Origin of the sequence: Microbacterium meiriae (assembly GCF_040702565.1) — a bacterium.
In the GTDB taxonomy this organism is placed as follows: domain Bacteria; phylum Actinomycetota; class Actinomycetes; order Actinomycetales; family Microbacteriaceae; genus Microbacterium; species Microbacterium meiriae.
The window spans coordinates 369906-395631 of record NZ_JBFBLJ010000001.1 but is presented as its reverse complement, the minus strand read 5'-3'; the positions used below and the strand labels follow the sequence as shown (position 1 = coordinate 395631).

General features: G+C 70.1%; 29 protein-coding genes. 17 read left to right on the top strand and 12 right to left on the bottom strand.

Annotated elements, in window-relative coordinates:
* Positions 1 to 16: 16 nt before the first annotated feature.
* Positions 17 to 790, top strand: a complete 774-nt coding sequence (locus tag AB0310_RS01905; protein ID WP_366236470.1) for an SDR family NAD(P)-dependent oxidoreductase — start codon at positions 17 to 19, stop codon at positions 788 to 790.
* A 12-nt stretch (positions 791 to 802) separates the two neighbouring features.
* Here the strand turns inward: AB0310_RS01905 and AB0310_RS01900 are convergent, their stop codons facing one another.
* On the bottom strand, positions 803 to 2878 hold the full coding sequence (locus AB0310_RS01900) for an ABC transporter ATP-binding protein (RefSeq protein ID WP_366236914.1): 2076 nt from the start codon (positions 2876 to 2878) through the stop codon (positions 803 to 805).
* 167 nt (positions 2879 to 3045) lie between these two features.
* Here AB0310_RS01900 and AB0310_RS01895 point away from each other — a divergent pair, with 167 nt between their 5' ends.
* Positions 3046 to 4521 (top strand): MDR family MFS transporter, encoded by a 1476-nt coding sequence (locus AB0310_RS01895; RefSeq protein WP_187663624.1) that lies wholly within the window; start codon positions 3046 to 3048, stop codon positions 4519 to 4521.
* Between the two features lie 30 nt (positions 4522 to 4551).
* On the opposite strand, the gene AB0310_RS01890 is transcribed toward AB0310_RS01895, so the two are convergent.
* Positions 4552 to 4698 (bottom strand): hypothetical protein, encoded by a 147-nt coding sequence (locus AB0310_RS01890; protein ID WP_187663623.1) that lies wholly within the window; start codon positions 4696 to 4698, stop codon positions 4552 to 4554.
* A gap of 126 nt (positions 4699 to 4824) precedes the next feature.
* Here AB0310_RS01890 and AB0310_RS01885 point away from each other — a divergent pair, with 126 nt between their 5' ends.
* Together AB0310_RS01885 and AB0310_RS01880 are read left to right on the top strand one after the other, a co-directional pair.
* The gene (locus AB0310_RS01885; RefSeq protein ID WP_268777768.1) at positions 4825 to 5418 is read left to right on the top strand and encodes a carboxymuconolactone decarboxylase family protein; all 594 of its coding nucleotides are present in this window, start codon (positions 4825 to 4827) and stop codon (positions 5416 to 5418) included.
* Between the two features lie 23 nt (positions 5419 to 5441).
* Complete coding sequence (locus tag AB0310_RS01880) at positions 5442 to 6026, top strand: 1-acyl-sn-glycerol-3-phosphate acyltransferase (RefSeq protein WP_187663621.1); 585 nt, start codon at positions 5442 to 5444, stop codon at positions 6024 to 6026.
* A 4-nt stretch (positions 6027 to 6030) separates the two neighbouring features.
* Here the strand turns inward: AB0310_RS01880 and AB0310_RS01875 are convergent, their stop codons facing one another.
* Entirely contained in the window at positions 6031 to 6234 is a 204-nt protein-coding gene (locus tag AB0310_RS01875; RefSeq protein WP_366236469.1) for a hypothetical protein, read from the bottom strand.
* An 81-nt stretch (positions 6235 to 6315) separates the two neighbouring features.
* Here AB0310_RS01875 and AB0310_RS01870 point away from each other — a divergent pair, with 81 nt between their 5' ends.
* Positions 6316 to 6861, top strand: coding sequence for a DUF6328 family protein (locus tag AB0310_RS01870; RefSeq protein WP_292795365.1), 546 nt, complete (start codon positions 6316 to 6318; stop codon positions 6859 to 6861).
* Positions 6862 to 6895: 34 nt separating this feature from the next.
* Here AB0310_RS01870 and AB0310_RS01865 read toward each other — a convergent pair whose 3' ends face one another.
* Complete coding sequence (locus AB0310_RS01865; protein WP_187663618.1) at positions 6896 to 7456, bottom strand: Dps family protein; 561 nt, start codon at positions 7454 to 7456, stop codon at positions 6896 to 6898.
* 152 nt (positions 7457 to 7608) lie between these two features.
* On the opposite strand from AB0310_RS01865, the gene AB0310_RS01860 reads away from it, so the two are divergent.
* Both AB0310_RS01860 and AB0310_RS01855 read left to right on the top strand, forming a co-directional pair.
* On the top strand, positions 7609 to 8064 hold the full coding sequence (locus AB0310_RS01860; protein WP_232089203.1) for a GNAT family N-acetyltransferase: 456 nt from the start codon (positions 7609 to 7611) through the stop codon (positions 8062 to 8064).
* A 107-nt stretch (positions 8065 to 8171) separates the two neighbouring features.
* Positions 8172 to 8471, top strand: a complete 300-nt coding sequence (locus AB0310_RS01855) for a hypothetical protein (protein WP_060921362.1) — start codon at positions 8172 to 8174, stop codon at positions 8469 to 8471.
* Positions 8472 to 8535: 64 nt separating this feature from the next.
* Here AB0310_RS01855 and AB0310_RS01850 read toward each other — a convergent pair whose 3' ends face one another.
* A complete protein-coding gene (locus AB0310_RS01850; protein WP_366236468.1) occupies positions 8536 to 9105 on the bottom strand; it encodes an alpha/beta fold hydrolase in 570 nt (189 codons plus the stop codon).
* 144 nt (positions 9106 to 9249) lie between these two features.
* The gene (locus tag AB0310_RS01845; RefSeq protein ID WP_366236467.1) at positions 9250 to 10647 is read right to left on the bottom strand and encodes a M20/M25/M40 family metallo-hydrolase; all 1398 of its coding nucleotides are present in this window, start codon (positions 10645 to 10647) and stop codon (positions 9250 to 9252) included.
* Positions 10648 to 10848: 201 nt separating this feature from the next.
* Here AB0310_RS01845 and AB0310_RS01840 point away from each other — a divergent pair, with 201 nt between their 5' ends.
* The 6 genes from AB0310_RS01840 to AB0310_RS01815 all read left to right on the top strand — a co-directional run bounded on the left by AB0310_RS01840 (position 10849) and on the right by AB0310_RS01815 (position 16404).
* Positions 10849 to 11730, top strand: coding sequence for a manganese catalase (locus tag AB0310_RS01840; RefSeq protein ID WP_085606628.1), 882 nt, complete (start codon positions 10849 to 10851; stop codon positions 11728 to 11730).
* A gap of 1 nt (position 11731) precedes the next feature.
* Positions 11732 to 12772 (top strand): SDR family oxidoreductase, encoded by a 1041-nt coding sequence (locus AB0310_RS01835; protein WP_366236466.1) that lies wholly within the window; start codon positions 11732 to 11734, stop codon positions 12770 to 12772.
* Between the two features lie 157 nt (positions 12773 to 12929).
* Positions 12930 to 15290, top strand: a complete 2361-nt coding sequence (locus tag AB0310_RS01830; RefSeq protein WP_366236465.1) for a glycoside hydrolase family 65 protein — start codon at positions 12930 to 12932, stop codon at positions 15288 to 15290.
* Positions 15291 to 15374: 84 nt separating this feature from the next.
* Positions 15375 to 15632 carry a hypothetical protein gene (locus AB0310_RS01825; RefSeq protein ID WP_060923504.1) on the top strand — a complete coding sequence of 86 codons (258 nt, stop codon included), beginning with the start codon at positions 15375 to 15377 and terminating at the stop codon, positions 15630 to 15632.
* An 8-nt stretch (positions 15633 to 15640) separates the two neighbouring features.
* Positions 15641 to 16123, top strand: coding sequence for a BLUF domain-containing protein (locus AB0310_RS01820; protein WP_259952183.1), 483 nt, complete (start codon positions 15641 to 15643; stop codon positions 16121 to 16123).
* Complete coding sequence (locus AB0310_RS01815) at positions 16120 to 16404, top strand: hypothetical protein (RefSeq protein ID WP_366236464.1); 285 nt, start codon at positions 16120 to 16122, stop codon at positions 16402 to 16404. The genes AB0310_RS01820 and AB0310_RS01815 overlap by 4 nt, the downstream gene beginning before the upstream one ends.
* A 110-nt stretch (positions 16405 to 16514) precedes the next feature.
* Here the strand turns inward: AB0310_RS01815 and AB0310_RS01810 are convergent, their stop codons facing one another.
* A complete protein-coding gene (locus AB0310_RS01810; protein WP_292795337.1) occupies positions 16515 to 17030 on the bottom strand; it encodes a hypothetical protein in 516 nt (171 codons plus the stop codon).
* A 711-nt stretch (positions 17031 to 17741) separates the two neighbouring features.
* Positions 17742 to 18818 (bottom strand): redox-regulated ATPase YchF, encoded by a 1077-nt coding sequence (gene ychF, locus AB0310_RS01805; RefSeq protein ID WP_292795333.1) that lies wholly within the window; start codon positions 18816 to 18818, stop codon positions 17742 to 17744.
* A 140-nt stretch (positions 18819 to 18958) separates the two neighbouring features.
* Here ychF and AB0310_RS01800 point away from each other — a divergent pair, with 140 nt between their 5' ends.
* Positions 18959 to 19363, top strand: coding sequence for a hypothetical protein (locus tag AB0310_RS01800; protein ID WP_366236463.1), 405 nt, complete (start codon positions 18959 to 18961; stop codon positions 19361 to 19363).
* 210 nt (positions 19364 to 19573) lie between these two features.
* Here AB0310_RS01800 and AB0310_RS01795 read toward each other — a convergent pair whose 3' ends face one another.
* Entirely contained in the window at positions 19574 to 20314 is a 741-nt protein-coding gene (locus tag AB0310_RS01795; RefSeq protein ID WP_366236462.1) for a class I SAM-dependent methyltransferase, read from the bottom strand.
* Positions 20315 to 20373: 59 nt separating this feature from the next.
* Here AB0310_RS01795 and AB0310_RS01790 point away from each other — a divergent pair, with 59 nt between their 5' ends.
* Together AB0310_RS01790 and AB0310_RS01785 are read left to right on the top strand one after the other, a co-directional pair.
* Positions 20374 to 20967 (top strand): exonuclease domain-containing protein, encoded by a 594-nt coding sequence (locus AB0310_RS01790; protein ID WP_259952171.1) that lies wholly within the window; start codon positions 20374 to 20376, stop codon positions 20965 to 20967.
* 51 nt (positions 20968 to 21018) lie between these two features.
* A complete protein-coding gene (locus AB0310_RS01785; protein WP_292795326.1) occupies positions 21019 to 22287 on the top strand; it encodes a DNA recombination protein RmuC in 1269 nt (422 codons plus the stop codon).
* 32 nt (positions 22288 to 22319) lie between these two features.
* Here the strand turns inward: AB0310_RS01785 and AB0310_RS01780 are convergent, their stop codons facing one another.
* Together AB0310_RS01780 and glpX are read right to left on the bottom strand one after the other, a co-directional pair.
* Positions 22320 to 22607, bottom strand: a complete 288-nt coding sequence (locus AB0310_RS01780; protein WP_259952169.1) for a hypothetical protein — start codon at positions 22605 to 22607, stop codon at positions 22320 to 22322.
* A 171-nt stretch (positions 22608 to 22778) separates the two neighbouring features.
* Complete coding sequence (gene glpX / locus AB0310_RS01775) at positions 22779 to 23765, bottom strand: class II fructose-bisphosphatase (protein WP_060922697.1); 987 nt, start codon at positions 23763 to 23765, stop codon at positions 22779 to 22781.
* A gap of 187 nt (positions 23766 to 23952) precedes the next feature.
* Here glpX and fbaA point away from each other — a divergent pair, with 187 nt between their 5' ends.
* Positions 23953 to 24981 carry a class II fructose-bisphosphate aldolase gene (fbaA, locus tag AB0310_RS01770; protein WP_187663604.1) on the top strand — a complete coding sequence of 343 codons (1029 nt, stop codon included), beginning with the start codon at positions 23953 to 23955 and terminating at the stop codon, positions 24979 to 24981.
* 64 nt (positions 24982 to 25045) lie between these two features.
* On the opposite strand, the gene AB0310_RS01765 is transcribed toward fbaA, so the two are convergent.
* Positions 25046 to 25579 (bottom strand): DUF6264 family protein, encoded by a 534-nt coding sequence (locus AB0310_RS01765; RefSeq protein WP_366236461.1) that lies wholly within the window; start codon positions 25577 to 25579, stop codon positions 25046 to 25048.
* Positions 25580 to 25726: the final 147 nt, after the last annotated feature.

Here is a 25726-nt window from a genome sequence, read left to right as displayed (position 1 = left end):
CCGGAAGGACCCCCACATGACCGACTACCTCTCCTCGCTCTTCGCGCTCGACGGCCGCACCGCCGTCGTGACCGGCGGCAGCTCGGGCATCGGCCGCGGCATCGCGACGGCGCTCGCCCGGGCCGGCGCGGCCACGGTGATCGTCGCCCGCGGCGCGGAGCGCATCGCGGAGACCGTCGAGGAGCTGAACGCGCAGGGGTGCCGGGCCGCGGGCGTCGTCGGCGATCTGGGCTCCCGCGACGGCATCCACGCGGTCGCGGAGGCCGCTGCCGTCCCCTTCGGCGAGCCGGACATCCTCGTCAACTCCGCCGGCATCAACATCCGTCCGCCCTACGCCGAGATCACCGAGGCGGACTGGGACGCGACGATGACCGTCAACGCGCTCGCCCCGTTCCTTCTCGGTCAGCGCTGGGCGCAGGGCATGGCTGCGCGCGGGTACGGGCGGCTCATCCACATCAGCTCGCAGCAGGCGCACCGGGCATTCGTGGGCAGCGGGGTGTACGGCGCCTCCAAGGGCGCGGTCGAGTCGCTCATGCGCTCGGAGGCCGAGGCCTGGGGTGGTACCGGCGTGACGAGCAACACCCTCGTCCCGGGATTCGTCCTCACTCCCCTGAACGCCCGCCTGCAGGAGGATCCCGCCACGATCGCGGCCCTCGCGGCCCGGACGATGATCGGACGCAACGGCCTCCCGGAGGACTTCGCCGCGGCCGCGGTCTTCCTCGCGGGTCCCGGCTCGGCGTATGTCACCGGCCAGTCGCTGTTCGTCGACGGCGGGCTCTCCGTCCACTGACCCGCGAAGCCGTCAGCCGTCGGTCGGGCGCGGTCGGGCGTCGGCGCTGGATGCCGTCGGCAGCGGTACGCCGGTCGTGAGCGCCACGACGGCGTCGGCCGCCGCGGAGTCCTCCGGCTCGCGGTCCGCACGGCGCCCGGCGAGCGGAGCATCGACGCCCTCCTCGACACCGCCACGGATCGCGGCCTCCTCCTCGGCTTCTGCTTCGATCTCGGCGTTCAGCACACGCGACGCGGCCACCTGCTGTGCCGCCAGCTCGGCGTAGAGGCCGCCCTGCGCGAGGAGCTCCGCGTGGGTGCCGGACTCCACGATGCGACCGGCCTCCAGCACATGGATGACGTCCGCCCCCATGACCGTCGAGAGGCGGTGCGCGATCGACAGGGTCGTGCGCCCCTTGGCCGCCTCGTCGAGGGCTTCCTGCACCACGCGCTCGGACACGGTGTCCAGGGCGGAGGTCGCCTCGTCGAGCAGGAGCACCGGCGGGTCCTTCAGCAGCACGCGCGCGATGGCGATGCGCTGCTTCTCTCCGCCGGAGAGCCGGTATCCGCGCTCCCCCACGACGGTGTCGTAGCCCTTCTCGAAGCCCGCGATGATGTGGTGGATGTTGGCCGCGGTGCAGGCGGCGACCAGCTCCTCGTCGGTCGCGTCGGGCTTCGCGTAGCGGAGGTTCTCGCGGATCGTCGCGTGGAACAGGTAGGTCTCCTGGGAGACGATGCCCACGTCGTCGATGATCGACTCCTGCGTGAGCGTGCGCACGTCCGCCCCCGCGAACAGCACCGCGCCGCCCTTGGCCTCGTACAGCCGAGGCGCGAGGTAGAGGATCGTGGTCTTGCCGGCGCCGGACGGGCCGACGAAGGCGATGTGCTGCCCGGGCTCGGCCACGAACGAGACGCCGTGCAGCGTGGGGCGCGAGTCAACCGCGGCATCCGGATAGCGGAACACGACGTCCTGGAACTCGACGCGTCCGCGCGGCCCGGGGGCCTGGGCGACGGTGATCGCGTCGGGGGCGTCGGTGATCTCCGGTACGAGGTCGAGGTACTCGAAGATGCGGGCGAACAGCGCGGACGAGGTCTGCAGATCGAGCGAGACCCGCATGAGCCCCATGAGCGGCATGAGCAGCCGCGCCTGGACCGTCGTGAAGGCCACGATCGTACCCGCGGTGATCGCTCCCGTCCCGCCCGTGATGAGGTAGCCGGACACCAAATAGATGACGGCCGGCACGCTCGCCATGATGACCTGCACGACCGCGAAGAAACCCTGACCGCTCATGGCCCGGCGCACCTGCAGCCGGACCTGGTTGCGGTTCTCCTGCTGGTAGCGCTCGGACTCGGTGCGCTGGCGGTTGAACGCCTTGGACAGCAGCATGCCCGAGACGCTCAGGGTCTCCTGGGTGATGGAGGTCAACTCGGACAGCGACTCCTGGGTCTCCCCCGCGATGCGCGCCCGCACCTGCCCCACGCGTCGCTGCACGAGCACGAGGAACGGCATGAGCACGACCGCGATGAGGGTGAGGCGCCAGTCGATGAGGATCATCGCGACGAGCGAGGCGACCACGGTCACGGCGTTGCCGAGGATGCTGGTGACCGTGTTCGTCAGCACGCCGGAGACACCGCCCACGTCGTTCTGCAGCCGGGACTGGATCACCCCGGTCTTCGTCCGGGTGAAGAAGCCGAGCTCCATCGCCTGCAGGTGCTCGAACAGCCGCACCCGGAGGTCGCCTGTGACGCTATTGCCGACCGTGGCCGTGAGCCAGGTCTGTACGACGCCGAGCACCGCGGAGAAGAGGAAGAGGCCGACCATCACCCCGACGAGGACGCCGAGGAGCGAGAGGTGCGGACCGCCGCCGTCGACGGGGAACAGGGCGTCGTCGAAGATGCGCTGCACGAGGAGCGGCGGGATGACCGCGATACCCGCGCCGACGACGACGAGGACACCGGTGAAGAGGATGCGCCATCGGTAGGCGCTGAACAGAGCGACGACCCGGGTGCCGAGCCCGTCGATCTTCGGGGCCTCCGCGTTGAGCCGACGCTGGGCGTCCTCGTCCACGCCGCGGAAACCGCCCCGCGGACCACCGCCCATCCCGCCCATGCTCATGGCGCCAGCGTACTCAGGACGGCGGACACCGCGGGCCGCCGTCTCCGCTCAGGGCGGATATCGCAGGGATCGGAATGAAATGTCCCACCGACCCGTTACGCTGAATGACTCTCGCGAACTCTCGCACATCTCTTTTTCTTCCGATGCCCTGGAGGCCGCCCATGTCTGCCGTCGATACCGGCTCCATCACGACGCCCCCCGCATCGCACGGGGAGATCCCGCGCAAGGACATGCGGGTCATCTGGCTGCTGCTCGTCGCCGCCTTCGTCGCCATCCTCAACGAGACGACGATGGGCATCGCGATCCCGCACCTGAACACCGATCTCGGCATCCCGCCCGAGCTCGGCCAGTGGCTGACGAGCGCGTTCATGCTCACGATGGCGGTGGTCATCCCGACCACCGGCTTCATCCTGCAGCGCTTCACGACCCGGCAGGTCTTCATCGCCGCGATGACGGCGTTCTCGCTCGGCACGCTCGTGGCTTTCGTCGCGCCCGGCTTCTCGGTGCTGCTCGTGGGCCGCGTGATCCAGGCCGCCGGCACGGGGATCATGATGCCGCTGCTGATGACGACGATCATGAACGTCGTGCCCGCGCAGTCCCGCGGTCGCATGATGGGCCGCGTCGGTCTCGTCATCTCGCTCGCGCCCGCGATCGGCCCGACGCTCGCGGGGGCCGTGCTCGACGCGTTCAACTGGCGCGCGCTGTTCGCCATCGTGCTGCCCATCGCCCTGATCTCGCTCGCCATGGGCGCGAAGTGGATGACCAACCTCGGCGAGACCCGCAAGGCTCCGCTCGACGTGCTGTCCATCCCGCTCGCGGCGCTCGGCTTCGGCGGCATCGTCTTCGGCCTCAGCCAGTTCGGCGGCGAGGGCGGATCGGGCGGCACGACCGGCGTCATCGCTCTGGTGGTCGGCGCCGTCTCGCTCGCCCTGTTCGTCTGGCGTCAGATCGTGCTGCAGCGCGTCGACGACGCCCTGCTCGACCTGCGCGTGTTCCGCTCGGCGAACTTCTCGCTGGCCGTCATCATCATGACGATCCTGGCGCTGTCGATGTTCGGCACCCTGACGCTGCTGCCGCAGTACCTGCAGAACGTGGCGGGACTGACCGCGCTGGAGTCGGGCCTCATCCTGCTCCCCGGTTCGGTGCTGATGGGCCTGCTCGGTCCGATCATGGGCCGCGTCTACGACGCGAAGGGCACCCGTCCGCTGCTCATCCCCGGGACGATCCTCGTCTCGGCGGCGCTGTTCTTCTATTCGACGGTCGGAGAGCACACCGTGTGGTGGCTGCTGATCATCGTGCAGGCGGCCATGTCGGTCGGCCTCGCGATGTCGTTCACGCCGCTGTTCTCCTCGTCGCTCGGGTCGTTGCACCGCTCGTTGTACTCGCACGGCTCGGCGGTGCTCAATACGCTGCAGCAGGTCGGCGGGGCGGCCGGCGTCGCCCTGCTCACGGTCACGTACTCGGCGATCCTGCACGCCGGCGAGGACGAGGGCCTGTCGCGGGCCGTGGCCGGTGCCCCCGGAGCGCGGACGGCCTTCCTCATCGCGGCGATCATCTCGCTCGCGGCGGTCGCGCTCAGCCCGCTGGTGCGCAAGCCCGCCGACGACATCGGCGACGCGGCGCACGGCGGTCACTGACCGCGCAGCCACACCGACGGCGTCTGCTGCTCACCGCTCCTTGGGGGCGGGGATGTGGCAGACGCCGTTGCTGCAGTAGCCGGCGGCATCGCCCTCGAGCAGCTCGATCGCACCCGGCAGCGGCTGCAGCCCGAGCGGCGCGTCCTGCCCGGTGTTCTCCTGCTTCGATTCGGTCATCCCTCGATCGTACGCCTGCCAGGAGCACCGGGCGCCGCACGCTCTTCTCTGCGGCCTGAGAGCGGCGTATCGTTCCCGGCGAGGGGTGCGCACCCTCGCCGCGCGCCCCGGAGCCGAGGAGGCGCCATGATCATCCACCCTCCCGAACGGGCCACCGCGACCGGCCACGTCGCCGCGATGTACGAGAGCGACCTCGCCGACGACGGCATCGTGTTCGCTCACACCAAGGCCATGGCCGTGAACCCCGACGCCCACGCCGCCTTCGAAGCCCTCGTCCGCGCGGTCGTCCCGTCGATCGGCGTGCCGATCTACGAGGCCGCGACCCTGGGGGCGGCGCGGGCCCTGGGATCCGCGCACTGTCTGCTCGCCCACGGCCGCCGTTCCCTGCGCGCCGGCGTCGTCGACGAGGAAGGACTCGCCGCCTTCGCCGCGGGAGACGACCGCGGTTTCACGGAGCAGGAGCAGGCCGTGATCCGCTTCGCCACGCGGCTGTCGACCGATCCGGGGGCGATGACCGACGCCGATGCGCAGGAGCTGCGAGACCGGGGGTTCAGCGACCGGCAGATCGTGGACATCACCCTGGCGGCGGCGGCGCGCAACTACTTCAGCAGGGCTCTTCTCGCGCTGGCCGTGCCCGTCGAGGACGTCCCTGGGCTGGACCCGGCGCTCACCGCGGCTCTCACGCGGACCACCGGGGCCCCGCCGCCAGGCGATCGATAGGCCGTTCCGCCTAATCTGGACGGATGCTCCGACGATTCCTCGCCCGCGTGTACTGGGCCGTCAGCCGGTGGACCCTCGTCGCCGACGCCGCGCCGACGCGACCGACCGTCCTGATCGGCGCCCCGCACACCTCGAACTGGGATTTCGTGCTCATGCTCGCGATCGCGTGGCGCCTCGGCATCGACGTGCACTGGCTGGGCAAGAAGAGCCTGTTCCGCGGCTGGCGGGGGCCGATCATGCGCGGGCTCGGGGGCATCGCCGTCGATCGCACGGATCCGGCGCGCGTCGTCGGCGAGGTCGTGGACCAGGTGCATGCCGGGACGGTGTTCGGCCTCGTCGTCACCCCCGACGGCACACGGGGCGGCAACGAGTACTGGAAGAGCGGCTTCTACCGGATCGCGCGAGCCACCGGCATGCCGGTCACTCTCGGCTTCGTCGACCGCCACACGATGACGACGGGCCTCGGGCCGACGATCGACCTCACGGGCGACGTGGCCGCCGACATGGACCGGATCCGCGCGTTCTACGCCGACAAGCACGGCGTGCGCCCCGAACGTCGCACGGAGCCGCGGCTGCGCGAGGAGACCGCCGAGCAGCCGGAGGGCTGACGTCTCAGTCCTCGTCGGGTGCGTGGTCCCGGGCGTACGCGAGGTCGTCGTCGGACAGCGACTCGATCATCCCCACCACCGCTCCGGTGATCTCCCGGATCTCCTCCCGGACGTCCTCGTCGAGATGCCGCGACCCGCTGTCGATGACCGCGCGACGCGCATCGTCGGACAGCTCGGGCCACCATTCGCCGATCGGGGGAAGGGTCATCTCGGGTCCTTTCCTGAGGCCTGTCCATCCGGCAGCGCAAGGTTCTGGACAGCGCCGGATCGTGCCCACGAGACTATCGCCATGACAGCAGAATCCCGTGGCGGCGCCGACGAGCGCGACGACCGCGATGACGGCCGCGACGAGACCCCGAACGAGCGCGCGGACCGCAACTGGGAGGAGCTGCTGCAGGAACTGCGGGTGATGCAGACCGGCACGCAGATCCTCACCGGCTTCCTCCTCGCGGTGGCGTTCCAGCCGCGCTTCACCGATATGGACGAATTCCAGCGCGACCTGTATGTCGTGCTCGTGGCACTCGCGGCGGTCGCCACCATCCTCGCCCTCGCCCCCGTCGGCATCCATCGTGCCCTGTTCGGCAGCCGGCTGAAGCCTGAGCTCGTCCGGACGGCGGCGCGCCTGGTGAAGATCGACCTCTTCGTGATCGGTGCCCTCACGATCGGGGTCACGACGCTCATCGTGGACTTCACGGTCAGCCGCACCGCCGGGATCGTCGCGCTGATCGCCTCGCTCCTGCTCGTGGTCGGGCTGTGGATGGCGCTGCCCGGCCTGCTGCGGCGCGCCCGCGCGCGGGTCGGAGCAGACGAAGGACCGCCGCCCTCGTCGGCATGAGCGCGACGGGGGCGGCGGTCGGACAGCGGGCTGATCAGCGGCCGGCGGGGCTGCGGTTCTCCGCGCTCACCATCCACGCGAACTGCTCCAGGCGCTCGATGACGGCGTGCAGCAGATCCGCGGACGTGGGGTCTTCCTCGTCGACGGCGTCATGCACATCGCGCATCGTCCCGACTGCGGCTTCGAGGCGCGCGGTGACGAGGTCGATGGTCTCCGTCGTCGACACCTCACCGGTCGGGAACTCGGGGAGCGTCGTCGTCTTCGCGATCGTGGCGCTGCGCCCGTCAGGCACGGCGTGCAGGGCGCGCATGCGCTCCGCGATGGTGTCGCTGAACGTCCGGGCGTCCTCGATGATCTCGTCGAGCTGACGGTGGGTGTCGCGGAAGTTCCGTCCGACGACGTTCCAGTGGGCCTGCTTGCCCTGCAGCGAGAGTTCGAGAAGGTCGACGAGCACCGCCTGCAGGTTCGCCGCGAGGGTCGGGGATGCGGTGAACCCCTTCTCCGCATTCTGCTGGCGCGTGGTCTTGACGCCTGCCTTCGTCGCTCCGCTCTTGCTGCTGGAGCTGCCGGTCTTCTTGGTCTTCGTGTCTGCCATGGTGTGACCTCCTGCTGTCACGGTAGCCCCGCGGCACGGCCGATTCGAGGGGGTTGACACCCACCGGGCGGACCCCCGAAAGTGAGGGAGGCGACAGGGCCATCGAGAGAGGCGGAACAGTGGGAACAGCAGCACAGGAGGATCGTCCCGAGGTGGTCATCGCGCCTCTCACCGCGGCGGATGCCGGAGAGGTGCTCACGATCCAGCGGGCGGCCTTCGTGTCCGAGGCGGCGATCTACGGCAGCGTCGACATGCCGCCGCTGACGCAGACGCTCGCCGAGATGGAGGCAGAGCTCACCTCGGAGAGCGGGCTCGGCGCACGGATCGACGGCCGCCTGGTGGGGGCGATCCGGTTCGTCGAGGACGACGACCTGCTCCTGATCGGGCGGATCGCGATCGCCCCCGACATGCAGGGCGAGGGCATCGGGAGGAAGCTCCTCGACGCGGCGGAGAAGGCCTCGGACGCCCGCGAGTCCGAGCTCTTCACCGGAAGCCTCAGCGAGGCGAACATCCGGCTGTACGAGTCCTGCGGCTACGAGGAGCGCGAGCGGGTGCCGCAGGGCGACGGCACCGCTCAGGTGTTCCTCCGCAAGCGGCTGCGAGGCTAAAGGCACCACCCCCGCAGGCGCAAGGGGGTCGAGCGGATCCGGACGATGCGGAATCGTAGTCCGGACATGTCGCGACCGCGTCATGCCCCAACCGGAAAGGAGAGCTCATGCTCACCCTCACCGACAACGCCACCGCCATCGTGTCGACCCTCGTGAGTCGTCAGAACGACGCGCCGGCCGCTGGGCTGCGCATCCATACCGCCGAGGCGCAGGACGACACGGGCGCGGCCCGGCTCGCCGTCGCCGTGACCGCCGACCCGGAGCCCGCCGATCAGGTCGTCGAACTGTCGGGCACCCGCCTGTTCCTCGACGAGGCCGCCGCCTCCGCCCTGGACGACAAGGTGCTCGACGCGGGCGTGGACGACGAGGGCTCCGTCTCCTTCGCCGTGCTCCCTCAGGTCGCCTGAGAGCTCAGACTTCGAACGCCGCGGCCGATCCGGCCGCGGCGTTCGCGTGTGCACAGGGTCGGGCTCAGTCCCAGTCGAGATACTCCTCGAGCACGACAGCCGTCTCGATGGGGTGCGTCATCGGGAAGAGGTGATCCCCGCCCTCGACGACCTTGATGCTGGCGCGTTCCGGAGCCATGGCGCGCAGGCTCTCGGCGTTCGCGGGCGGGGTGACCTCGTCGGCCGTCCCCTGGATCAGCAGCACCGGGATGACCGGGGCGAGGGGAGTGTCCACGTCCTCCACGCCGAGGAGGGCCAGACCGTTCACGCGCTCCGGGTGAACGAGCGCGAACGACCGCGCGATCGTGCCGCCGAAGCCGTGCCCGCCGATCCACGTGTCGCCGAGGCCGATGTGGTCGATGACGGCGAGCGCGTCCGCGACGCGGTCCTCGACCGAGGCCTCTGCGTCATCCGCGCGATGGCCGATCCGCACCACGTGGAATCCGGCCTCCTCCGCCAGGTAGTGACCGACCACTCCGAGCACGTCGGCGGCCAGGCCGCGCTCCTGGATGAGCACCAGCTTGACCGGACCATCGCCCTCGTCGACGAAGGGGATGGCGCGGCCCTCGGGCTCGAAGATCTGGGTGTCGGTCATCGGCGTCGTTCTCCTCAAGCCGTCGGTGTCAGGTTCGCAGGCGCCGTCCGCGCCGGGCTCCTGCGACCGGGCACCGGGCGGTGGCGCCTGCGTCCAGCGTAGCCCGCCGGGGGACGAGCCTCCTCCTCGCATCCCCCGGCGGAGTCATGAGGCGGCGGCGAGCTCGCGCCACAGATGCGCGAGGGTCGCAGCGCCGCGGACCAGCATGCGCAGATCGATGCTCTCGTCGCTCGCATGCCAGTGGTCCTCGGGCAGACCCGTTCCGAGGAAGACGACCGGGGCGCCGAGTTCCCGGGACAGCAGCTCGGCCGGCCCTCCCCCGGCGTTGCCCATCCTCCCCCGCACCGCGCGACCGTAACCGCGGGCGAGGGCCCGCTCCAGGGCGTCCCGATAGGGTCCGGGAGGAGAGACATACGGTTCCTGCGCGATGTCCTCGTCGACCTCGAGGCGATACGTCGCCTCGGAGGGCATGACGTCGGCGATGAAGGCGCGGAGCGCGTCGGCGACGTCGTGGTTACGCTGATCGGCGACGGTTCGGATGCTCAGCGAGGCCATGGCCTCCCGCGGGATCACGGAGCGCTCGATGCCCTCCGGGTCTCCGGCGAGCAGCGAGATCACCTCGATGGCCGGGCGCACCCAGAGGCGCTCCTTCGGGGTGAAGCCCTCCTCCCCCACGATGACCCTGGTCTCGGTACGCCGCGTCCAGTCCTCGGGGTCGAACGGCAACGCGTCCAGTTCCGCAGCGCGCTCGTCGCTGAGCGGGGCCACGCCGTCATGGAATCCGGGGATGGCGATCCCGCCGTCCTCGTCGTGCAGCTGCGCGAGCACGCGGGAGAGCACGAGGGCAGGATTCACCGTCACGCCGGAGGCGGCACCGCTGTGCACGTCCCGGTCGGGCCCCTGCACCGTGAGCGTCGCGGTGAGCGTCCCCCGCATCGAGGTGACCGGAGCCGGGGAGTCGACCTCCCACTGCAGGGTGTCGGAGAAGACGACGACGTCGCACGCGAACCGGTCGGGGTCGGCCTCCAGGAGGTCCTTGAGGTGCGGGGAGCCGATCTCCTCCTCGCCGTCGATGAGCAGCTTGAGGTGCACCCCGGCTCCGACGCCGTCCACGGCCTCGACCGCCCGGTGCGCCCAGACGTGCGCGAGGGCCTGGCCCTTCGCGTCCGACGCGCCGCGCCCGTAGAGCCGCCCTTCTCGGAGCACCGGCGCGAACGGCGCCGTCTCGTTCCACTCCTCCGGCTTGGCGTGGCGGACGTCGTGGTGCGTGTAGACGAGGACCGTGGGTGACCCCGGCGCGCCCTCGCGCTCGGCGAACACGGTCACCGCATCGCCCGCCGGGAGCAGCGACGTCGTGAAGCCCGCGTCGCGCAGCTCTGCGGCGATCCAATGCGCGGATCGCACCCCGTCCATCCGACGCTCGGGGGCCGCCGAGACGGAGGGGATCTCGACCCAGGCCGACAGCCGCTCGACCATCTCAGCGAGGTGGGACTCGAGGAAGGCGTCGATCGCGTCCTGCGCTGCCGCCGTCTCCTCCGTCATGGGGACAGACTGCCGGGAGGGCCGGGGATACGGGCGGGGGTTGACGGCGTCGGCGCCGACCGGCTATCACCGCGGCGAAGTCCGATGTCGCGCGGGCCGAGAGTGATTGTCCCAGGCGCGCCGGGGTTTGGAAAGGCCCTGCGTGGATCGGCCGACCGGGCGTTGCATGGCCAGCCCATCCCCAGAAGAGAAAGGCTCGATATGTTCTTCCATCGACAGGAGCTCCAATTCTCCGCGACGCCCGAGGCCCCGGACGCCGTCTACGCCCGCAAGCTGCAAGAGGTCCTCGGCGGGCAGTACGGCGAGATCACCGTCGCGCTGCAGTACCAGTTCCAGGCGTGGAACATGCACATCCCCGGCAAGTACCGCGACCTCGTCTTCGGCATCGGCGCCGAGGAGATGGGGCACGTCGAGATGCTCGCGGTCATGATCGCGCAGCTGCTCGAGAAGTCCCCGCTCGGCATCACGGAGGACGCCGTGCAGGATGACCCGACGGTCGCCGCCATCGTGGGCGGCACGGATGTGCAGCAGGGCATCGTCGCCGGTGCCGGCGCGCGTCCGGTCGACAGCAACGGCAACCCGTGGCAGGGCTCGTACATCACCGCCAGCGGCAACCTCCTCGCCGACTTCATGGCCAACGCGAACGCCGAGATGCAGGGCAGGGTGCAGGTCGCCCGGCTCTACCACATGACCGACGACCACGGCGTCCGGGATCTGCTGAGCTTCCTGCTGGCGCGCGACACGATGCACCAGAACCAGTGGCTCGCCGCGGCCGAGGAGCTGAAGGCCGAGGGCGCCGAGAAGCTCCCCGTGCCGAGCAACTTCCCGCTCTCCAAGGAGCACCGCGACGTGTCGTACCAGTACCTCAACTTCAGCGACGGTCCTGCCGCCGCGGAAGGCACCTGGGCATCCGGCCCCACGCCGGACGGACACGGCGAGTTCAGCTACCACGAGGGCCCGACGACCACGGCCGAGATGCCTCCGCCCACTCACCCGGACGCACGTTTCTACGGCACCACCGAGCTGCCGAACGTCGTGGAGAAGGTGGCCGGCGCCGCGCAGGACGCGCTCCACAAGGAGTGACATGCCGTCATCGGTCTCGCGGAAGGGACGGTCGCCGCGCACACGCGTACGGCGGCCGCCCCTCGACGCCCAGGTGGTGGTGGTCACCGGCGGCTCCCGCGGGATCGGCCGGGAGGCGGCCTTCGGCTTCGCCCGAGCGGGGGCATCCGTCGTCCTGCTCGCCCGCGGTGAGCAGGCGCTGACCGAGACGGTCGAGGAGATCGCCGCGGAGGGCGGGGACGTCCGCGGCGTCGTGTGCGACATCTCCGACCGCCGGGCGGTGCAGGACGCAGTCGACCAGGTCACGCATGCGTTCGGCCGGATCGACACCTGGGTGGGCAACGCGGGGGTGCTCCTCTACGCCCCCGTCGCCGACACCACCCCCGAGGAGCTCCGCCGGATCCTCGACGTCAACGTCGTCGGACAGCTCAATGGCCTCCAGGCGGCGCTGCCGGCGCTCCGGCACTCGCGCGGGACCATCATCGTGGTGAGCTCGGCCGAGGCGGTGGCGGCGATGCCGCTGCACGGGGCCTACGCCGCCTCGAAGCATGCGGTGGAAGGAGCGGTCGACGCCCTCCGCCGCGAACTGCGCGCCGAGCGCGCGCCCGTCACGATCACCGTCGTCCGTCCCGCCGTCATCGACACCCCGATCTACCGCCACGCCCGCAGCCGCATGACGTATCGCCCGAGCGGACCGCATCCGCACTACCGCGCCCGGTCCGTCGCGCGGGCGATCGTCTACGCCGCCGTCCATCCGGCCCGCACGATCCACGTCGGCGGTGGCGCCCTGCTGCTCACCGGGGTCCAGCGGATCGCGCCCGGTCTTCTCGATGCGGCGCTCGGCCGGTTCGGGTTCCGGATGATGCGCACGAACGAGAGCGCCCCTGCGCAGTTCGGGAACCTCGTCGGTCCACTCCGCGACACCGATCAGCGGGGCGGGCTGCCGCACCGCGGACGGGGCAGCATCACGACCTGGCTGCGTGTGCACCCCGGGTGGCGGACCGTGGCGGTCGCGGGCATCCTCGGCGCGGCACTGGTGCCCTGGCGCCGCTCGCGCCGCTGAGCACCTACCCGACCGGCTCGGCGCCGCGCAACTCCCTCGTGCCGGCGCGTGGGCCCGGATACCGTCGAGGCACACGGTCTCCGGCAGAAGGGAACTCCATGCTTCTCGGCATCCTCACCTCCTCCTCGGACGGGCGCCCCGAGGGTCGGGCGCGCCGATGACGGCGCGCTTCACCATCGAACCGTGGGCCGTCGGCATCGAGAGCGTCGACACCGCCCATCTCGCGCAGGAGGAGTCCGTCTTCGGTCTCTCCAACGGCCACGTCGGCTGGCGCGGGAACCTCGACGAGGGTGACCCTCGAGGCGTCGCGGGAAGCTACCTCAACGGCGTGTTCGAAGAGCACCCGATGCCGTATGCCGAGGACGGGTACGGGTACCCCGAGACCGGACAGACGGTGATCAATGTCCCGAACGGGCAGCTCATCCGCCTGCTGGTCGGCGACGAGCCGTTCGACGTCGAGCACGGGACGGTGCACACGCACACCCGCCGCCTCGACCTCCGCGACGGCACCCTGCACCGGGAGGTCGACTGGGAATCGGCGGAGGGCCGTCGCGTGCACATCACGTCGACCCGTCTGGTCTCCCTCGAGCACCGGTCACTGGCCGCCGTGCGCTACCGCGTGACAGCGGTCGACGGCGCCCTCGCGATCACCGTGCTGTCCGAGCTGCTTGCGAACGAACCGCTTCCCACGACTCACGACGACCCGCGCGTGCAGGAGCTCCTCGCCCGTCCGCTGGAAGCCGTCGCGGGATCGGAGCGCGGCGCGCGGAGCACGCTGCTGCATCGCACCCGGCGCAGCGGCCTGCGCGTCGCGGTGAGCGCTGACCACATCGTGCGCGTCTCCGGAGAGGGCGCTCCGGAGGTGACGACCGAGGTCGACGACGACCTGGCACGCACGCGCATCCGCGTGGACCTCGCGCCCGGCGAGGAGCTCGAGGTCGTCAAGCTCATCGGACACGAGTGGTCGGCCACCCTCGCGCCGCAGACGCTGCGGGACCGCGCGGAGGAGGCTGTGGAGGAAGCCGCTCGTCTGGGCTGGGAGGCGCTGGTGGCGGGTCAGCGCGCGGTCCTCGATCGGTACTGGGAGTGCGGTGACGTCCGTATCGACGGCGATGCGCGGCTGCAGCAGGCCGTGCGCTTCGCGCTGTTCCAGGTGTTCCAGGCGTCGGCGAGAGCCGAAGCCCGATCCGTGCCGGGCAAGGGCCTCACCGGCTCCGGTTACGAGGGCCACACGTTCTGGGACTTCGAGGCGTTCGTGCTCCCCGTGCTCACCTCGACCGCTCCCGATGCCGCGCTCCAGGCACTGCGCTGGCGTCACGCGACGCTGGATCACGCCAGGGAGCGGGCGCGCACGCTCGGCCTGCGCGGCGCGTCCTTCGCCTGGCGCACGATCGACGGCCGGGAGAGCTCCGGCTACTGGCCCGCGAGCACGGCGGCCTTCCACATCAACGCCGCCGTCGCAGGTGCCGTGATGCACTACGTCCGCACGACGGGTGACCAGGACTTCGAGCGGGAGGCGGGCACGGAGATCCTCGTCGAGACGGCGCGCCTCTGGCTGTCCCTCGGGCGCGGGGATGACGACGGCGGCTTCCACATCGACGGCGTCACCGGCCCGGACGAGTACACCGCCGTCGTCGACGACAACGTCTACACGAACCTCTCCGCGCGCCGGAACCTCCGCGGGGCGGCGGCTGCCGCCCGACGGCACCCAGAGGTCGCCGCGGCGCTGGGAGCGGACGAGGAGGAGGTCGCCGCCTGGGAGGCCGCGGCCGACGCCATGACCGTGCTCTACGACGAAGAGCGACAGGTGCACCCGCAGTCGGCGGGCTTCACCGCGCACGCCCGGTGGGACTTCGACGCCACGGCGCCCGATGAGTATCCGCTGCACAGCCACTTCCCGTACTTCGACATCTACCGCAAGCAGGTGCTGAAGCAGGCCGACCTCGTGCTGGCGCTCTACACCTCCCACGAGGAGTTCACCTGGGAGGAGAAGGCCAGGGCGTTCGCCTATTACGACGCCCTGACCGTGCGAGACTCCTCGCTCTCCGCGGCCGCTCAGGCCGTGATCGCCGCCGAGGTCGGGCATCTCGAACTGGCATCGGCCTATCTGGCCGAGCTCGCTGCCCTCGACCTGGACGACCTCCACGGCAACACCGACGAGGGACTGCACATCGCGGCACTCGCCGGCATCTGGACGGGCGTAACGGCCGGCTACGGGGGTATGCGGGAGGGAGACCACGGCCTGTCCTTCCGGCCGCAGCTTCCGGACGGCGTCACCCGTCTCGCGTTCGGAGTCCGGCTGCACGGCTGCATCCTGCACGTCGACATCACACCGACGGAGACGACCTACCGACTGAGCGCCGGGGAGCCGGTGACGATCCGGCACGCCGACGAGGAGCTCGTCCTGCACGCCGGGGTTCCCGCGAGCCTGCCGACGCCGGACCGCGTCGAGCCGCTCACCCCGGCACCTGTGCCGCCGCGCTGGCGGGAACCGGGACGCCCGCGCGCCGGCGACTGAGGCCGCGCCGGGTCCGTGTGCCATATCGAGGCGGGTGCGCGCAAGGCCCGCGGCGATGTCGGCCGTCCACCGTAGGGTGGAGCCGTGCCTGATTCCCCCCACCCCGCATCGGATGTCCTCTGGGCGTGCGTCGAGGACGGCTTCCACGTCGGAAGCCGCGGCGGAGACTTCCTCGGCTACGTCGACCGTCAGCCCGACGGCCGCTTCGCCGCATTCTCCGCGTCCGCGCAGCCCCTCGGCTTGCACGCCACGCTGAGCGACGCGACCACGGAGGTCGTCGCCCACGCCGGCCCCTCGGAGGGCGATGCTGCCCTCGGAACCCCGGAGCTGGTGCAGGGGTGACGGCGGCCATGACCGACGGGTTGCTCCGCCTCGTCTACACCAGCACGGCGGCGCAGCCGTTCCGTGAGACCGCCCTGGAGCAGCTTCTGGAGCAGTGCCGTCGGTCGAATGCGGCCCGCGACATCACCGGTCTCCTCCTGTTCCGCCAGGGGCGCTTCCTCCAGGTCCTCGAAGGACCGGTCGAGGCCGTTCGCCGACTCGTCGACACGATCGCGGACGATCCGCGTCATCGCGCGATGCGCATCCTCCTGGAGACGCCGATCACCACCCGGCTCTTCTCCGACTGGTCGATGGGCTACCGGTCGTTCCGCGGTGGGAGCGCGGCCGCCCCCACAGGCTTCCGCGACTCCTTCGACGACCTCGTCGACGGCGCGGACTCCTCCACCATGGAGCGCGCTTTGTTCGAACTCACCCTGTGGTTCCGCACCCGCTCCGGCGCTGCGGTCCCGATCCCCGCCGGCAGCGGCGAGGGCACCTCCCTCCGGGTATGAGCAGGCCCGCGGGCGGACCGGAGCCGTCGCTCATCCAGCAGCGCATGGCACTGGAACGGCGGCGGAACTGGGGCATCTACGCGATCGTGTTCTCGTCGGTGATGACGGTCGGCTGGACGGTCGCGTTCCTCCTCGATGCGCCCGCCGGGTTGTGGCGCGTTCTCAGCATCATCGTGTTCGCTGCCGGGATCGTCGTCGGTATCGTCGAGACCCGCCGCGCGAGGCGCGCGCTCCGTGAGTTCGAGCATCGCCACGGGCCCGGAGCCGGGGTCCGGCACTAGCGAGGGCGGTCAGCGAGCGAGACCGATGCTGGAGCCTCCCGAGAACAGCACCGCGCCAAGGCCCACGACGGTTCAGTCCTGATAAAAGCAGCCACCCTGCGTCAACTTCGTCAGCGTCCGTTGCTCTGCCCGAGCGCTATCGACTTGTCCACTAGCCAGTCACTGATGTGTTCATTCACCAGCCACGCAGCGGCAGCCGTGGGGGTGGTAGCTTCGTAGATTCCCACCTCGTCGACCCCCGCCGGGAGCACCGAAACATCGCCATGCCCAAGCCCGAAGATCACCTCGACGCCTTGGTTCCGAACTTTCAGGGCGGCCGAGAGAAGCGCCTCTCGTTGCTCTTCGGTGACATTGGCCCGCGTATGCCCTGCGGGATAAAGTCCGCCTCCTCGGTGACACAAGACCACGTCGACGTGGGCCGCCAGCCCCGACTCCTTAGCCATGCCTTCGAGCGCGGACGCGAAAACCTCGACTGGACGGTCTTCCCTGGTCGTGGCCGTGCTCCGTGCGGGGGATCTTGTTATCCACGGAGACGCAGCGGCAAGTACGCGGTCTACCTCGGTAACAGTTACGCCGGTACGCGTTGTTACTTCGACGATGCGGACGGGGTCACTCTCCAGATCCACCGCTCCCCAATCGTTCGCTCCCATATCCGCCCAGTCAGTCACAGCTGACGTACCACCGACGCGAGAGGCCACAGCACTGGCCACGCGCCCGGGGCGCGACGAATCACTTGACACACGCTCTGCCCACGACTTGGTCTTCGACGTCCCCCAGACGATGAGATCCTCGGAGTGCTGAGGTTGCCAATTGTGATCGTTACCAAGGCGATATCGCAACCGTCGGAGGACGATCGCAAGCTCCGGCGACACGACTATCTCCGACGCAGTCAACAGATGGTGCAAACGGATGTTCACCGAGCTCCCCGGTTCATACCGACGCATATGCCACGTATCCGGGAGCATCTCGGTCGAGATCTGCACGGTGGGTGCCATAGGACCCACCAACATTGCGGTGATCGCTCTGGCCACTGCGAATTCGTGCTCGTTGACGGCGCTTCGAGCGCTTTCCGCGTAGAACCCCAGTTTGATGGTCAGACGACCGCGGTACGGTATGTGCTCAAGGTCGCTGTGCTCGTACTGTCCGACTGGCTCTGCTTGAAGGAGCGCTTCCCCAGCCGCCCGGCTCCCGGGGTCTTTACTCGTCAGCAATTGCATCGCTGCGTTCGACAAAGCAAAGGAGATGGAGCGATACACCTTGCGCGAGTGGAGGTCGCTAGACGTGGTGGTGCCTTCTCTCGTCATCGATGTCCTTGAGTGCCCTCGCCGTCCCTGCGATCAGTTGTTGAAGCGGAACTCCACGACGTCGCCGTCCTGCATGACGTAGTCCTTGCCCTCCAGGCGCGCCTTGCCCTTGGCACGGGCCTCCTGCACGGAACCGGTCTCCACGAGGTCGTCGAACGACACGATCTCGGCCTTGATGAAGCCCTTCTCGAAGTCCGTGTGGATGACGCCGGCGGCCTGCGGGGCCTTCGATCCCTTGGGGATGGTCCAGGCGCGGGCTTCCTTCGGACCTGCGGTGAGGTAGGTCTGCAGGCCGAGCGTGTCGAAGCCGATGCGGGCGAGTTGGTCGAGGCCCGACTCGTCCTGCCCCGTCGAGGCGAGGAGCTCGGCAGCGTCCTCGGGGTCGAGGTCCTTGAGCTCGGACTCGATCTTCGCGTCGAGGAAGATGGCCTGCGCCGGGGCGACGAGGGCGGCGAGCTCGGCCTTGCGGGCGTCGTCGGTCAGCACGGACTCGTCGACGTTGAAGACGAAGATGACGGGCTTGACCGTGAGGAGCCCGAGTTCGCGGATCGGCTCGAGGTCGAGGCCGCTGGTGGAGAGCAGAATTCCGCGCTCCAGCGCATCCTTGGCGGCCTTCGCGGCTTCGAGGACCGACGGGTCGATCTTCTTGCCCCGCACTTCCTTCTCGTACCGCGTGATCGCCTTCTCGACGGTCTGCAGGTCGGCGAGCATGAGCTCCGCGTTGATGGTCTCCATGTCCGACGCCGGGTTCACGGCACCGTCGACGTGCACGACGTCGTCGTCGGAGAACCCACGCACCACCTGGGCGATCGCGTCGGCCTCGCGGATGTTCGCGAGGAACTGGTTGCCCAGGCCCTCCCCCTCACTCGCCCCCCGGACGATGCCCGCGATGTCGACGAACGACACGGCGGCGGGCAGGATGCGCTCGCTCCCGAAGATCTCGGCGAGCTTCTCGAGCCGCGGGTCGGGCAGGTTCACCACGCCGACGTTCGGCTCGATCGTCGCGAACGGGTAGTTCGCCGCGAGCACGTCGTTCTTGGTGAGAGCGTTGAAGAGGGTGGACTTGCCGACGTTGGGCAGGCCGACGATTCCGATCGATAAGTTTGGCATGGTGATCCTCAGTTTACGAGGTCATGCCGCGGGTCTCTGACGGGTTCGCGGGACAAGCACTGAGCGCCGACTGGCCTTACGTCGTAACGATCGAGCATCGGCAGACGGGAGGTGACGTCGGCCCGGGTACCGTGATCTTCATGCAAAAGCGCAGAGGACTCGCCGTTGCATCCGGCGCGGTCACTGGTGCGCTCGCCCTCGCGGGCTGCACTGTCACGGATGCCTCCGCTGTGCGAGTCAACTCGGATGGCTCACTAGACTACGTCACCTGCAGGCCGGACGCGGATGACTGGGACGCCTACTTCTATACCTCCGAAGACGAAGACGAGGCCATCGAGTTGCAGCCGACCGAGGCCCTCGCCGCCTCCTCCGAGGGCGCCGTGGTGCACTTCGCCCCGCCTGCTCAAGATTGGGACTCGCTCGTCATCGGTGCGTCCGTCTTCGCATCGGTAAAGATCCACTTCGACAGCTATACACCTGACGAGTGGCACTGGAACACAGATGGGTGGTTTGGCGCCGGCACTCGCTGCTCCATCGAGGAGTGAGCATTCTGGCGGCGTAACCGCGAGCGCCTGAATCAGATGGCCGTTTGCCCCACTTAGACGTTGCCGCCACGGACGATTCCGATAGTGAGAGCCACGGGGAACGAGTCTACCTACGCCGCCCTCCCCCGCCTCACCCCCGCGGAGGGCAAGCGCTCACGCGGGATCAGGCGGGAGTGCGCGAAAGGTGCCTGATGCGGCGCGGGCGCCTGTTCAGCCGCGGGTCGCGCGGAACGCCCTCGTCACGTACGGCACCTCGACCGTGTCGTGCCCGTGCAGGCCGAGCTCGTCGAACAGCGCGTCCATCTCGCGACGGATCCGGTCCTTCTCGGCCTCGTCGGCGGTGATCACGGCGCTGCGCGACGCGGCCATGCGGTGCAGGAGCTCCCGCGTCATGGGGCGCGACCACTCCCAGCGCTCCTGCGCCAAGGAGCCGAACGGCTCCGCCACCACGGGGTCGCCGGCCGCGAGCATGATCTCGGCGTTGCTGCCGTGCATGATGTCGGTGAGCCGCCGCACCCAGTCCACGCGCTCGTCGCGGAGGTTCCAGACGAGTCCCAGTACACCGCCCGGCCGCACCGCACGACCGATCTCCGCGGATGCGGCGACGGGCTCGACCCAGTGCCATGCCTGACCGAGCACCACGGCGTCCACGCTCGCGTCCGGCAGTGGGAGCTCCTCGGCGGCCCCGACGAAAGTGGGGACCCCTGGTACGGCCTCGCGAAGCGCGGCGAGCATCGCGGGGTCCGGGTCGATCGCCACGACCTCGGCGTCCGCAGCCGCGACGAGCGCCCGCGTGAGCTTGCCGGTCCCGGCGCCGACGTCGGCGACCCGACGCGCACCGTCCGCCATCGGTTCCAACATCCAGGCGACCGCCTCGAACGGGTACTCGGGCCGTCCGGCCTCGTAGCTTCCGGCCGCCGCACCGAAGGACCTCGCCAGTTCGTCCGCCATGTGGCCAGCATACGGCGAGCCTGCACAGCGACGTCGGAGGCCCGGGAGAGAGTGAGGACGTGCCACTGGACTTCACTGCGATCGACTTCGAGACCGCGAACTCCAGCCCGGCCTCCGCGTGTTCCGTGGGACTCGTGCGGGTGCGGGACGGGAAGGTCGTCGCCACCGCGAACTGGCTGATCCAGCCTCCGCCCGGCCATGACGAGTTCCAGGAGTGGAACGTCCGCATCCACGGCATCCGCCCCGAGCACGTGCTCTCGGCGGCCACGTGGGTCGACCAGTTCGAACGGCTCTGCGCCTTCGCCGGAGCGGACGTGCTCGTGGCTCACAACGCCGGCTTCGATCTCAACGTGCTGCGTCGGGCGACGGAGGTCACGGGCCAGATCTGCCCGCCGTACCGTTCGCTGTGCAGCCTCCAGGTGGCGCGGAAGACCTATCAGCTCGACTCGTACCGCCTTCCGCTCGCCGCCGCGGCGGCAGGGTATGCGGAGTTCTCGCATCACGACGCGCTCGCGGATGCGCTCGCCTGCGCACAGATCATCGTCGACGCGGCCGCCCGCGCCGGCGCCTTCGACGTGTTCGGGCTCGCCGACGCCCTCGGGCTCCGCGTCACCGAGCCCGCCGTGCCGGCGCTGGAGCGCGCCGTCGCCTGACGCGCCTCGCCGCCTCCCGGCGATGTCGGAGGCCCTCGGCATCATGGAGCCATGGATGCCCTGTCGATCGTTCTCCTGCTCGTGGCCCTCGCCGCGGGCGTCGCTCTCGGCTGGTTCCTCCGAGCCGGACGGAGCGCCGCCGACATCGCGCGCACGCAGGCTGAGCTCGCGGCGGCGCGAGACGACCGCGACCGCCAGTACGACCTCTACCGGGACGCGGTCGAACACGCCCGCTCCGAGCAGCGGGCGGAAGCGCAGCGTGTCCAGCAGCAGAACGCCGTGCTGCAGGCCCTGGCGCCGGTGCGCGAGAGCCTCCAGCAGATGCAGTCCAAGGTCGCTGCGATCGAGAGCGAACGGCAGGCGCAGTTCGGCACGCTCGCCGAGCAGCTCCGACGTGCCCAGGAGTCCGATGAAGCGCTCCGCGCGACGACCGAGTCGCTCGCGGGCGCGCTGCGCTCCACGTCCACGCGCGGCGTCTGGGGCGAGACCCAGCTGCGGCGCGTCGTCGAGGCCGCGGGGCTGACCAGACACGTCGACTTCGACCTGCAGGCGACGATCACCTCCGACCGCGGCCAGGGGCGCCCCGACATGGTCGTCCGCCTGCCGGGCGGCACGTCGATCGCCGTGGACGCGAAGGTGCCGCTCGACGCCTATCTCGAGGCGTCGGCGCTGCCCGCAGGCGACGCCCACGAACCGCAGCGTCGTGCCCACATGCAGAAACACGTCCGTGCGGTCCGCGCGCACGTCGACGCCCTCGCCAAGAAGGCCTACTGGTCAGGCCTCGACGCGAGCCCGGAGTTCGTCATCTGCTTCCTGCCGAGCGAGTCGCTGCTGGCCGCCGCCATCGACGAGGACCCGACGCTGCTCGACTACGCCTTCAGCCGCCGCGTGGCGCTCGCCTCCCCCGTGAACCTCTGGGCGGTCCTCAAGACGGTCGCGTACACGTGGACGCAGCAGGAGGTGTCCACCGAGGCCCGGAGTCTGCTGGCGCTCGGCACGCAGCTGTACGAGCGCCTCGGCACGCTCGCGGGTCATGCCGACGACCTCCGTCGGGCGATCGAGCGCACGGTCGACAGCTACAACCGCTTCGCCGGATCCCTGGAGTCCCGGGTTCTCGTCACCGCCCGCCAGTTCCCCGGCGTCGATGCGGAGGCCTTGGCACCGATGCCGGCGATCACCGCGGACGGACGGCGCTTCACCGCGCCGGAGCTCCTGGTCCCGACCGAGGCCGAAGACGCCGCCGACGCGATGCAGGCTGATGTCGGCGAGGTTCGCGCGCGTCTGGATCACGCCGCCGCGCTTCCCGACCGGGAGGACTGACAGCGGCGACGGATCGACCGGCCGCGAGGGCGTCAGGCGACGCCGGGAACGCCGCTGAGCAGCAGGATGACGAGGCCGCTCGTGGCGAGGAAGGCGCCGATCATCCACCAGGCACTGACCTCGTGCCCCTCGGCGCGGCGGACGCGGAACAGCACGTCGGCGCGCCGAGCCGGGTCGACGGTCGGCTGCGCGACGGGTGCCGGCGGGGCCACGGCCGCCGCTTCGGCATCGGCGCTCACCCGGAGGATGCGTCCGGTGTTCGTCGTGATGATCTTGGTCGGCGCGGCGCTCTTCGAGCCGCTCGTGTGCTGCGTTGTCATGCGTTCGCCCTCCTGTGCCTGCGGTGCCTGGCGGCTCCGTCGACGGCGACAAACCCAGTGACAATTGTGACACGACGGCTCGCCGAACCGGGGCCGACCCGTGGAGGAGGCGATACCGGGTCGGTAACGATGGCGGGAATCCGGCCCACGATCATCACCGCGGGAGAGGCCTCACAGCCACTTCGAGACGAGGTGCTCCGACGCGATGCGGCGCAGAGTTCCGGAGGCTCCTCGCAGGACCACGCTCTCGGTGTAGACGTAGCCGCGCTCGCGCCGCACACCGGCCACGAGCTGGCCGTCCGTGACACCCGTCGCGACGAAGATCGTGTTGTTCCCCTGCACCAGGTCGTCGGCTTCGTAGACCTTGTCCATGTCGAGCCCCGCGTCGATGCCGCGCTGGCGCTCGTCGTCGTCCCGCGGCCAGAGCCGACCCTGGATATGACCGCCGAGGGCCTTGATCGCACACGCGGTGACGATGCCCTCGGGGCTGCCGCCGACCCCCACGCACATGTCCGTGCGGGCGTCGTGCCGGGCGGCGTTGATGCCGCCGGCGACATCGCCGTCGCTCATGAGGCGGGTTCCGGCTCCGGCGTCGCGGATCTCCTGGATGAGCTGCTCGTGCCGGGGGCGGTTGAGCACCGACACCACGATCTCGTCCACCGGCTTGTCCAGCGCACCGGCGAGCTTGCGGATGTTCTCGCCGATGGGGAGACGGATGTCCACCACACCGACGCCGGCGGGCCCCGTGACGAGCTTGTCCATGTAGAAGACGCTGGAGGCGTCGAGCATGGTGTCGCGGTCGGACACGGCGATCACCGAGAGGGCGTTCTGCCGCCCGGCGGCGGTCAGCGACGTGCCGTCGATGGGGTCCACCGCGATGTCGCAGAGGGGCCCGCGACCGGTCCCGACGACCTCGCCGTTGAAGAGCATCGGGGCGTTGTCCTTCTCGCCCTCGCCGATCACCACGCGGCCCTGGAAGTCGACCGTCCCGAGGAAGGCCCGCATGGCGTCGACGGCCGCACCGTCAGCGGCCTCCTTCGCCCCGCGGCCGATGAACGGCACGGCTCGGATCGCCGCCGCCTCGGTCGCGCGCACCAACTCCATCGCGAGGTTGCGGTCGGGACGCAGCGGACTCAGGTCGGCAGTCAGACTCACCATGATTCCCAGCCTAGCCACGAGGAGGGCACCGATCGGCTCGTTTTCCGCTCGCGGGCAATGAAGAAATCGCGGTTCTTAACACCGACGAAGGAGACCCACCGCCACGGCGTACCTCGCCCTGCCGACGCCGCACACCCGCCCCGATAGAGTGGCAGCTGTCCCGGCTTCACCTACCGCAGGAGTTCTCATGCCCGTCGCCACCCCGGATCAGTACGCCGACATGCTCGACCGCGCGAAGGCAGGCGGCTTCGCGTACCCCGCGTTCAACGTCTCGAGCTCGCAGACGATCAACGCCGTCCTCCAGGGCCTGACCGAGGCCGGCTCCGACGGCATCATCCAGGTCACCACCGGTGGCGCCGACTACTTCGCCGGCCACACGGTCAAGGCGCGCGCGACCGGCGCCCTCGCCTTCGCCCGCTACGCCACCGAGGTCGCCAAGAACTACCCGGTCACCGTCGCCCTGCACACCGACCACTGCCCGAAGGACGCCCTCGCGGGCTTCGTCGAGCCGCTCATCGCCGCCTCGGAGGAAGAGGTCAAGGCCGGCCGCAACCCGATCTTCCAGTCCCACATGTGGGACGGCTCGGCGGTCCCGCTCGCCGAGAACATCGAGATCGCGAAGGAGCTGCTCCCCCGCATGAAGGCCATCAACGCCATCCTCGAGGTCGAGATCGGCGTCGTCGGCGGCGAGGAGGACGGCGTGCAGCACGAGGGCTCGAACGAGGCCCTCTACACGACCTTCGCCGACGTGGACCAGGCCGTGCAGGCACTGGGCCTCGGCGAGCAGGGCCGCTACATCGCCGCCCTCACCTTCGGAAACGTGCACGGCGTGTACAAGCCGGGCGGCGTGAAGCTGCGGCCCGAGCTTCTCGGCGAGATCCAGGCCGAGGTCGCCGCGAAGTACAACACCGGTGCCAAGCCCCTCGACCTCGTCTTCCACGGCGGCTCCGGTTCGACCGACGAGGAGATCGCGCTCGCGGTCGCCAACGGTGTCATCAAGATGAACATCGACACCGACACGCAGTACGCCTACACGCGCGCCATCGCCGACTACATGTTCAAGAACTACGACGGCGTGCTGAAGGTCGACGGCGAGGTCGGCAACAAGAAGCAGTACGACCCGCGTGCCTGGGGCAAGATCGCCGAGACGGCCATGGCCGCCCGCGTGGTCGAGTCGACCCGTCAGCTCGGCTCGTACGGCCAGTCGAAGAGCTGACCGTCCGCACGAACACGAAGGGGCCCGGCTTCATGCCGGGCCCTTTACGTGTCTGCGCGCGGGGTCAGCGGGTCCCGGTCGCCTGGTCGAGGTACGCGATGAAGGCCGGATCGCCCATCATCGGTACGACGAGACAGAAGGCGGCGATGCCCACCGTGACCACCGCCCCGACGACCGGGAGCCACCATGTGACGCGGCCACGGCGCAGGCGACGGATGGACAGCGCCGCGGTGACGCACCAGCCGACAGCGAGCACCACGGCGGCGATGGTCCCCCACATGCGGCCCGCGGCGTAATTCGTGAACTCGCCCTCGATGCCCAGCATGCCCATGGTCTGGTTCATGACGGGAACGACGTCGAGGTAGGACAGACCGGTCACCACGACGTTGACGAGGCCGTAGGCGAGGAGTGCGATCGTCGCGAACCTGTCCACAGGGTGGGGGCGCGCCGGAGCGGACGTCTGCGGTGCGGCCGACGGTGCCGGCGCCGGGGACGGCGCCGTCGGTGCGACCACCTCCGCCAGGGGTGGAAGACCTGCGGCCCTCCGCTGCTCCTCTGGCGTGGCGAGTTCCCCGTAACGGGGGCGCTGGTCGGTCATCCCGCCATGGTATCGGCAGGGGCTCAGCGGGCCGTTCAGGAAGTCGGGCCCAACCGATAGCGGCCCCGGAGAAGTGGGGACTTCTCGGGGCCGCGGACGTGGAGCGCTGGGGACGCTCCTCATCCCGTTGGTCGCCGGCGCTGGGGA